Source organism: Caulobacter sp., assembly GCF_017744445.1.
Lineage (GTDB): Bacteria > Pseudomonadota > Alphaproteobacteria > Caulobacterales > Caulobacteraceae > Caulobacter.
Map to the genome: position 1 here is coordinate 52,297 of NZ_JAGIBH010000020.1, position 8,464 is coordinate 60,760.

Annotated in this window: 10 protein-coding genes; all 10 read left to right on the forward strand. The window is 68.1% G+C overall.

The annotated features are described in order from the left end of the window. Positions 1-38: 38 nt before the first annotated feature. Complete coding sequence (gene infB, locus J7528_RS21855; protein ID WP_291878940.1) at positions 39-3,077, forward strand: translation initiation factor IF-2; 3,039 nt, start codon at positions 39-41, stop codon at positions 3,075-3,077. 131 nt (positions 3,078-3,208) lie between these two features. Continuing rightward, the gene (locus tag J7528_RS21860; protein ID WP_291878941.1) at positions 3,209-3,397 is read left to right on the forward strand and encodes a hypothetical protein; all 189 of its coding nucleotides are present in this window, start codon (positions 3,209-3,211) and stop codon (positions 3,395-3,397) included. Positions 3,398-3,695: 298 nt separating this feature from the next. After that, positions 3,696-4,211: a DUF2939 domain-containing protein gene (locus J7528_RS21865; protein WP_291878944.1), complete on the forward strand. Its 516-nt coding sequence runs from the start codon at positions 3,696-3,698 to the stop codon at positions 4,209-4,211. Continuing rightward, positions 4,208-4,771, forward strand: a complete 564-nt coding sequence (locus J7528_RS21870; RefSeq protein ID WP_291878947.1) for a hypothetical protein — start codon at positions 4,208-4,210, stop codon at positions 4,769-4,771. The genes J7528_RS21865 and J7528_RS21870 overlap by 4 nt, the downstream gene beginning before the upstream one ends. A gap of 72 nt (positions 4,772-4,843) precedes the next feature. After that, entirely contained in the window at positions 4,844-5,200 is a 357-nt protein-coding gene (locus J7528_RS21875; protein WP_291878950.1) for a YciI family protein, read from the forward strand. Positions 5,201-5,243: 43 nt separating this feature from the next. Continuing rightward, positions 5,244-6,029 carry a dienelactone hydrolase family protein gene (locus J7528_RS21880; protein ID WP_291878952.1) on the forward strand — a complete coding sequence of 262 codons (786 nt, stop codon included), beginning with the start codon at positions 5,244-5,246 and terminating at the stop codon, positions 6,027-6,029. Positions 6,030-6,322: 293 nt separating this feature from the next. After that, positions 6,323-6,775 (forward strand): 30S ribosome-binding factor RbfA, encoded by a 453-nt coding sequence (rbfA, locus tag J7528_RS21885; RefSeq protein WP_291878954.1) that lies wholly within the window; start codon positions 6,323-6,325, stop codon positions 6,773-6,775. 3 nt (positions 6,776-6,778) lie between these two features. Next, positions 6,779-7,711 carry a tRNA pseudouridine(55) synthase TruB gene (truB, locus tag J7528_RS21890; RefSeq protein WP_291878956.1) on the forward strand — a complete coding sequence of 311 codons (933 nt, stop codon included), beginning with the start codon at positions 6,779-6,781 and terminating at the stop codon, positions 7,709-7,711. 14 nt (positions 7,712-7,725) lie between these two features. Beyond that, a complete protein-coding gene (gene rpsO, locus J7528_RS21895) occupies positions 7,726-7,995 on the forward strand; it encodes a 30S ribosomal protein S15 (protein ID WP_291878957.1) in 270 nt (89 codons plus the stop codon). A gap of 263 nt (positions 7,996-8,258) precedes the next feature. After that, positions 8,259-8,464 (forward strand): hypothetical protein (locus tag J7528_RS21900; RefSeq protein WP_291878959.1); only part of this gene is annotated, 206 nt, incomplete at its 3' end.

Sequence of the window (8,464 nt, forward strand, 5' to 3'; positions counted from 1 at the left end):
TTAGCCAGGTACCGCCTGGCGGAAGTACAAGCGAGCGCATGAGCGACGATAACGAAAACGGCCGTAACGGCAATCGACCCCCGATGACGCTGAAGCCCCGCCAGGGCTCGGTGAGCGCAGGTGTCGTGAAGCAGAGCTTCAGCCACGGCCGGACCAAGACGGTGGTTGTGGAAACCAAGCGGACGCGTCCTCACGCCCCCGCGACCGGCAATCTTGCCGCGCCGTCTTCGGCTGAACGTCGCCATGGTGACGCCCCGGCTCCCCGTCCGCAGCAGCAGCCGCAATCGAGCGGCGGCGGCGGCGGTGGTTCGGCCGGCGGCCTGTCGCAGGAAGAACTGCGCGCCCGTCAGCGCGTCGTCGACGCGGCTCGCGAGAACCAAGCCCGTCAGGCGGCCGACCAGGCCGCCGCCGAGGCGCGCGCCCGCGCCGCCCAGGAAGCCGCTCAGCGCGAAGCCGCCGCCAAGGCCGCGGCCGAACGCGCCGCGGCCGCCGCTGCCGCCGCCCCGGCTCAAGCGCCGAGCGCGCCCGCCGCGCCGGTGACCCCGGCTCCGGCCGCGCCGCGTCCGGTCGCCCAGGCTCCGGCCCCCGCGCCGCGCGCCGAGGCTCCGCGCCAGGACGCCCGTCCCGCCGCGCCGGGCCAGACCCGCACCTACGAGCCCAGCCGCGAACGCCGCGACGATCGTCCCAGCACGACGACCTATCGTCCGGCCCCGCAAGGCGACCGCCCGTTCAACCAACGCGCCCCGCGTCCCGACGCCGGCGCCAATTTCGGCCAGCGCGCGCCGCGTCCCGAGGGCGACCGTCCTCGGGGTCCGCGTCCCGACGGTGATCGTCCGCAGGGCGATCGCGGCGGCTATCGTGGCGACCGCCCGCAGGGTGATCGTGGCGATCGTCCGCAAGGCGACCGTCCGCAGCAGACCGTTCGTTATTCGGCCCTGGCCCCGCGCCCGGCGCCGGGCGGTCCCCGTGGCCCGGGCGGCCCCGGTGGTCCGCGCGGTCCGCGTCCGGGCGTCCCGGCCTCGGCTCCGGCCACTCCGGAAATCCAGCGCGCCATGCGTTCGGCTCCGCGTCCCGGCGGCGAAGTCCGCCGTCCGGATGAGGATGACGATCGCCGCAAGGCCGCCAACGCCCCCAACAAGGCCGTGTCGCGCGTCAAGGGCGCGCCGCAACGCCGTGAGGGCCGTCTGACCATCCAGGCCGTGGCCGGTGATGGGGACTCCGCCGATCGCATGCGTTCGCTGGCCTCGGTTCGCCGGGCCCGAGAGCGTGAAAAGGAAAAGCGCCGCGGCGGCGTGGCCGAACAGGCCCGTGTCGCGCGTGAAGTCGTCATTCCCGACGTCATCACCGTGCAGGAACTGTCCAACCGGATGGCCGTGCGCGGCGTCGACATCATCAAGTTCCTGATGCGTCAGGGCGTGATGCTGAAGATCAACGACGTCATCGACAACGACACCGCCGAGCTGGTGGCGACCGAGTTCGGTCACACGGTGAAGCGCGTGTCGGAAGCCGACGTCGAAGAAGGCTTCATCGGCGCGGACGACCACGACGATCACATGGAAGCGCGGCCTCCGGTCGTGACGATCATGGGTCACGTCGACCACGGCAAGACCAGCCTGCTCGACGCCCTGCGCTCCACGGACGTGGCGGCGGGCGAAGCGGGCGGCATCACCCAGCACATCGGCGCCTATCAGGTTCGCCTGAAGGACGGCCAGCGCGTGACGTTCCTCGACACGCCCGGCCACGCCGCGTTCTCGTCGATGCGCGCCCGCGGCGCCAACATCACCGACATCGTGGTGCTGGTGGTGGCCGGTGACGACGGCGTCATGCCGCAGACGATCGAGGCGATCAAACACGCCAAGGCCGCCGACGTGCCGATCATCGTCGCCGTCAACAAGATGGACAAGCCGGGCTCGGATCCGACCCGCGTGGTCAACGAGCTGCTGCAGCACGAGATCGTCGTCGAAAGCCTGGGTGGCGACACCCAGATCATCGAGGTCTCGGCCAAGGCCCGCACGGGCCTGGACGACCTGCTCGACGCCATCCTGCTGCAAGCCGAAGTGCTGGACCTGAAGGCCAACCCCGACCGCACCGCCGACGGCGTGGTGATCGAGGCCAAGCTGGACAAGGGTCGCGGCGCCGTCTCGACGGTGCTGGTCAACCGCGGCACGCTGAAGCGCGGCGACATCGTCGTCGCCGGCAGCCAGTGGGGCAAGGTCCGCGCGCTGCTCAACGAGCGCAACGAACAGCTGACCGAAGCCGGTCCGGCCACTCCGGTCGAGATCCTCGGCCTGGACGGCGTGCCCTCGCCGGGCGACGCCATCGCCGTGGTCGAGAACGAAGCCCGCGCTCGCGAGCTGACCGAGTACCGCATCCGCGTGAAGCGCGAGAAGACGCTGGCCCCGGTGGGCGCCGGCGCTTCGATGGCCGACATGATGGCCAAGCTGCAGGACAAGAAGCTGAAAGAGCTTCCGCTGATCATCAAGGCCGACGTGCAAGGTTCGGCCGAGGCGATCATCGGCTCGCTGGACAAGATGGCCACCGACGAGGTTCGCGCGCGGATCATCCTGTCGGGCGCCGGCGCGATCAGCGAGAGCGACGTCATGCTGGCCAAGGGCGCCGGCGCGCCGGTCATCGGCTTCAACGTCCGCGCCTCGGCGCAGGCGCGGGCCCTGGCCGAACGCGAAGGGGTCGAGATCCGCTACTACGCGATCATCTACGACCTGCTGGACGACATCAAAGGCGTGCTCTCGGGCATGCTGGCCCCGATCCAGCGCGAAACCTTCCTCGGCAACGCCGAGGTCCTGCAGGCCTTCGACATCTCGAAGATCGGCAAGGTCGCCGGCTGTAAGGTCACCGAAGGCGTGGTCCGCAAGGGCGCCAAGGTCCGGATCATCCGCCAGGACATCGTCGTCCTGGAACTGGGCACCCTGCAGACGCTCAAGCGCTTCAAGGACGAGGTCAACGAAGTCCCCGTCGGTCAGGAGTGCGGCATGATGTTCGCGGGCTTCCAGGACATCAAGGTCGGCGACACCATCGAGTGCTTCACCGTCGAGGAGATCAAGCGCCAGCTCGACTAAGAGCCGGTCGCACAGATCGAAAGTTAGAGGGCGCGGATCGCAAGGTCCGCGCCCTTTGTTTTTGGGAGCTTGACGTTTCGCCTATCTGGAAGACGCTGGGACCATCTGCATTGCTGAGCGGGTGGTTTGTGATGGTTCTGCTGAACGTCGAACCTGATGGGACGGTTCTGATCCCAGATGAAATGCTCAGAGAGGTCGGCGCTTCCGAAGGCGATGAGTTCGAAGTCGAGATCGGAGACGGCGAAGTCTTCCTGCGTCTGATCGTTCGAGGGTCTGAACCCCAGGCCGCCTGTGCCCGCGAAAGCGAGGATACAAGCTGACTTACCTTTCTCTCTCGTCATTCCCGCCCTTCTGGCGGGAACCTCCGGTTCAGCTGACACGTGAGACGCAAGCGGACTGCTTAGCAGTCCGCCCCTCCTGCACCTGCGGCGGATAGAGGGATTCCCGCCACAAGGGCGGGAATGACGAGATGTATTTTAGCGAAGAGGTTTCTGACGCTCTGTTTGGGTCCCGCTTTCGTGGGCATGAGCGGATAAGGGGTTTGGTGTTGTGCAGAGGCGCCCAAGGCCTCTCCAACCCAGACTGGAAATCGCCCCATTCCGGGGCTACCCATTCCCCATGCGCATCAAGGTTCTTCTTGCCCTGACCGCCGTCGCCGCCTCGCTCGGGGCCTGCGCGACCGCGACCCGTTACGACGCCGCCGGCGACGTGCACGCTCTGCTGATCGCCATCCGCGACAACGACCGGGCGACCTTCGACGCCCATGTCGACCGCCGGGCGCTGAAGCACCAGATCGAGTCCCGGTTGATGGAAGAGGCCCGTCAGCGCGGCGGGCAGAGCAACGGCGTCATGGCCCTGGCCGCCCTGGCGGCGGGGCCGCTGGCCGATGTCGCGGGCGAGGCCCTGATCCGGCCCGAGACCTTCCACGCCGCCGCCAACTATTACGGCTACACGCCCGACCGTCCGATCCCGGGCCGCATCGCCATCGCCAGCACCCTGCGTCCCGTCGGCGACGGCCGGGTCTGCGCGGCCAAGAAGGACGGCCCCTGCATGATGACCTTCAGCCTGGAAGGCGACCGCTGGCGCCTGTCGGGCTTCGATCCGCAAGCCGCGAACCTGCACGCCAGACGATGAAGCCAGCCATCTGGGGGGGCGTGGCCCTGGCCTTGCTGGCGGCGAGTTCCGCCGGGGCCGAGACGCGGATGTTCTCGTACGACCCGATCTCGCCGGACGCCAAGCGGCTGACCGGCGCGGGCGTGACGATCCTGTTCAACCAGGGCCTGCTGGGCGGCGGTCGGCCGATCAAGGTGCTGGCCACCGGCGTGCCGGCCGAGGCGCGGCTCAAGGACGGCCGCCAGAGAGATCTCGGCCCTGGCGGCCTCTCGGCCATGAGCGGCGTCGACGCCGACGCCATGCTGTTCGAGGTCGACGCCAAGGCCGCCCAGGGCAAGGTCTATGTCCGCGCCTTCTGCCCGGGCTCGACCCGGCTGTGGCTGTCGTTCAGCACCATCGTCGTCCGCCGCGACCTGCGCATCCAGGCGTTTGGCGACGATCCGAAAGCCGAGGGAAAGGCGCGCCTGTGCGGCACGCTGGACTTCTCGTATCGCGGCGAATGGCGGCTGCCCAAGAACCGCGTGCCCGATCCGATGGAGAACTGGACCGACAATCCGCAGCACCCGGACACGTCGAACTAAAAGAATTTTTCTCCGGTCGTGTCGCATCCGACCGGCCTCCCGCGTCTTTGAAGAGAGGAACGGGAGATGCGCATGCGCTTCATGGTGCTTCTGAAGGTCGAGGCCGAGCCAGGTCCGGAACTGAACCAGGCCATGCGGGCCTATGACGCCGAGCTCGAGCGCGCCGGCGTGGCCGACCACACCAAGCTGTCGGCCCGCGGCGCCCGGACCGCGCCCGATGTGAGTGGTGACGGCCGCACGGTCGCCGGCTTCTGGGTCTTCGATGTCGACAATCGTGAGGACGCCGCCGCCTGGGTGCGCCGCTGTCCCGCGCCGGCCGATGGTTCGGCTGAGATCGAGATCCGCCTCCTGCTCGAGCCCGGCGACCTCTCGGAGCGCCCGGCGCCCGGTAAGTCCAAGCCGGTCTGGGAGCGGGCGATGGCGTTCTAGGGAACGCCGGTCTAGCCTCCTCGAAACAAAGAGGGGCGGGCGCATGGCTGACGATGTCCTGGCGGGGTTCGAGCGTTTCGACTTCGACGACGGGCGGTGGAGCCGCGAGGTCTACAGGATCGGCTCGGGGCCGGCGGTGATCGTCATTCACGAGGTTCCGGGCCTGCATCCGGGCGTCCTGGCCTTCGCCCGCGACTTGGCGCAGGCCGGTCTCACCGCCTATTGCCCCAGCCTGTTCGGCAAGCCGGCCAAGCCGGTGACGCGCGCCTATGCCATCGGGGTGATCCTCAAGAACATCTGCGTGCGGCGCGAATTCAGCGTCTGGAAGGACGGCCGTTCCAGCCCGATCGTCGACTGGCTGCGGGCCCTGGCCCGCAAGGCCCACGAGGACTGCGGCGGCAAGGGCGTCGGCGCGGTCGGCATGTGCTTCACCGGCGGTTTCGCCCTGGCGATGATGACCGAGCCCTCGGTGGTCGCGCCGGTGTTGTCCCAGCCCTCCTTGCCGCTGAAGGACAAGGGCGGCCTTGACTGCTCGGCCTCGGAACTGGCCTGCGCCAAGCGGCGGTTCAAGGACGAGGACCTGTCGCTGCTGGCCCTGCGCTTCACCTCCGACAAGCTGGTCCCGAACGCCCGCATCGAACGGCTCAAGGCCGAGTTCGGCGACAAGGTCGAGGTGGTCGAGCTGGCCGACGAGGACGCCGCGCCCGGCGTGCCGATGGAACCGCACTCGGTGCTGACCTTGCACCTGCACCGTTCGGTTCCGGACAGTGGGACGATGAAGGCGCGGGATAAGGTGATCGGGTTCTTCAGGGAGAGAGTGGGGGCTTAGCCTTTGGCGCTCCCACGACCCGTCTCCCCGGCGAAAGCCGGGGCCCAGATCCAGCCTGAGCATCCTGGGATGATGCGCCTGCGGAGCTTGCCAATCCGGCAGGCGCCCTGGGTCCGATCTGGGTCCCGGCTTTCGCCGGGAAGACGGATGTATTTGGGGGAGGCGTCTTGGGCTAGGGTGTCGACGCCCTGCGCACTGGACTTTCCGTCCTCAGGAGCCTAGACACCCCGCCTTCCGATTTTCCCCGCGCACCGGCGTTCGATCCGCCGGCCGGGCCGCAAGGACATCGCGCCATGAAGCGCCACGCCGACAACAAGAAGGGCGCCCTGACGGGGCCCTCGCAACGCCAGCTCCGCGCCGGCGAACTGATCCGCCACGCCCTGGTCGAGATCCTCCGCGAGGAAGAACTGGCCGACGAGGCCCTGACCGGCGTCTCGGTCACCGTTTCCGAAGTGCGGATGAGCCCGGACCTGAAGCACGCCATCTGCTTCGTCGAGCCGCTGGGCGCCGGCCTGACCGGCGAGGACACCACCGAGGTCATCAAGGGCCTGAACCGCGTGGCCAAGTTCCTGCGCGGCCGCCTGGGCCGCAGCATCGACATGAAGTTCACGCCGGACCTGAAGTTCATCCACGACGAGAGCTTCGGCACGGCCGCCTATATGGACAAGCTGTTCCTGGACCCGCGCGTCCAGCAGGACACCCGCACCCTGGCCGACGTCCTCGGTGACGATGAGGACGAGAACTAGTCCATGGCCCGCCGCAAGAAGGGCGACGCCATTTCGGGCTGGCTGTGCCTGGACAAGCCCTACGACCTGACCTCGACCACGGCCGTGTCGCGCGTTCGCCGCGCGTTCAACGCCCAGAAGGGCGGCCACGCCGGCACGCTGGATCCGCTGGCGACGGGGATCCTGCCCATCGCGCTCGGCGAGGCGACCAAGACTGTCCCGTTCCTGATGGACGCCGACAAGGCCTATCGCTTCACCATCGCCTGGGGTCGCGACACCACGACCCTGGACCGCGAGGGCGAGACCACCGGGACCTCGGACGTGCGTCCGACCCGCGAGCAGGTGGAAGCCGCGCTGCCGGCCTTCATCGGCGAGGTCGACCAGATCCCGCCGAACTTCTCGGCCATCAAGGTCGACGGCGAGCGCGCCTATGACCTGGCCCGCGATGGCGTCGAGTTCGAGCTGGCGACCCGCAAGGTCAACATCTTCGACCTCAAGGTCGTGGAGCAAGCCGACGCCGACCACGTCACCCTGGAAATGGAATGCGGCAAGGGCACCTATGTCCGCGCCGTGGTCCGCGACCTGGCCAAGGCGCTGGGAACCTGCGGTCACGTCGCCGAGCTTCGCCGCACCCGGGTCGGCGGGTTTACCGAGCGTTCCTCGATATCGCTGGAAACTCTCGAGAATTTGAGCTATGAGGCCCGGCTGTCGGAGGCATTGCTTCCGGTCGAGACCGCGCTGGACGACATCCCGGCGTTGGCCGTGACCGACGAAGACGCCTTCCGGCTTGCACAGGGACGCGCCATCGTCCTGCTCCCGAGGCAGGTGGAAACGCTGAAAACCGAGCTCGCGCCCGGTGATCGCACCGTTTCCGCAATGTCCGGCGACAGGTTGGTGGCCCTGTGCGAGATGCGCGCCGGGAAGCTCAATCCGGTGCGGGTCTTCCAACTCACCTGAGCGGAGACAACCCGATGTCGATCACCATCGAGCGCAAGAGCGCGCTCATCGCCGAACACGCCCGCACGCAAGGCGACACCGGCAGCGCTGAAGTCCAGGTCGCGATCCTCTCGGAACGCATCTCGAACCTGACCGAGCACTTCAAGACGCACAAGAAGGACAACCACAGCCGTCGTGGCCTGCTGAAGCTGGTTTCCCAGCGTCGCCGGCTCCTCGACCACCTGAAGAAGTCCGACGCCGCTCGCTACCAGTCCCTGATCGAAAAGCTGGGTCTGCGTCGCTAAGGCACTAGGTCCGCCGCCCCGCTCACGCAGGGCGGCGGATCGCGTATTTGGAGCCCGGCGGTCGAGACAGGCCGTTCGTCGGGGTCCCAAGGCGGTTCGCTCTATCCTTTCGGGGAACTAGGCCAGAACCGTTCGTCCGTCCGAGGGTTCACGTCCTCAAACCCGCCTGTCGAATGGATGAGGATTATCGGGCCGGCTTCCGTAAGCCGTCCGCCCCTGTCCGCCCCGACGAGAATCCGCTCGCGGGAACCGAAAGAAACGAAATGTTCGATATCAAGCGCAAGACGATCGAGTGGGGCGGCAAGACGCTGGTCCTCGAAACCGGTCGTATCGCCCGTCAAGCCGACGGCGCCGTTCTGGCCACCATGGGCGAAACCGTCGTCCTGGCCACCGCCGTGTTCGCCAAGACCCAGAAGCCGGGCGGTTCAGCTTGGCGTCCGGGGCCTCGGGGCTGGGAACCTCGGTCCAC

Coding starts and splice junctions, on each gene's coding strand:
- infB (WP_291878940.1), top strand. CDS start 39: ATGAGCGACGATAACGAAAACGGCCGTAACGGCAATCGACCCCCGATG.
- J7528_RS21860 (WP_291878941.1), top strand. CDS start 3,209: ATGGTTCTGCTGAACGTCGAACCTGATGGGACGGTTCTGATCCCAGAT.
- J7528_RS21865 (WP_291878944.1), top strand. CDS start 3,696: ATGCGCATCAAGGTTCTTCTTGCCCTGACCGCCGTCGCCGCCTCGCTC.
- J7528_RS21870 (WP_291878947.1), top strand. CDS start 4,208: ATGAAGCCAGCCATCTGGGGGGGCGTGGCCCTGGCCTTGCTGGCGGCG.
- J7528_RS21875 (WP_291878950.1), top strand. CDS start 4,844: ATGCGCTTCATGGTGCTTCTGAAGGTCGAGGCCGAGCCAGGTCCGGAA.
- J7528_RS21880 (WP_291878952.1), top strand. CDS start 5,244: ATGGCTGACGATGTCCTGGCGGGGTTCGAGCGTTTCGACTTCGACGAC.
- rbfA (WP_291878954.1), top strand. CDS start 6,323: ATGAAGCGCCACGCCGACAACAAGAAGGGCGCCCTGACGGGGCCCTCG.
- truB (WP_291878956.1), top strand. CDS start 6,779: ATGGCCCGCCGCAAGAAGGGCGACGCCATTTCGGGCTGGCTGTGCCTG.
- rpsO (WP_291878957.1), top strand. CDS start 7,726: ATGTCGATCACCATCGAGCGCAAGAGCGCGCTCATCGCCGAACACGCC.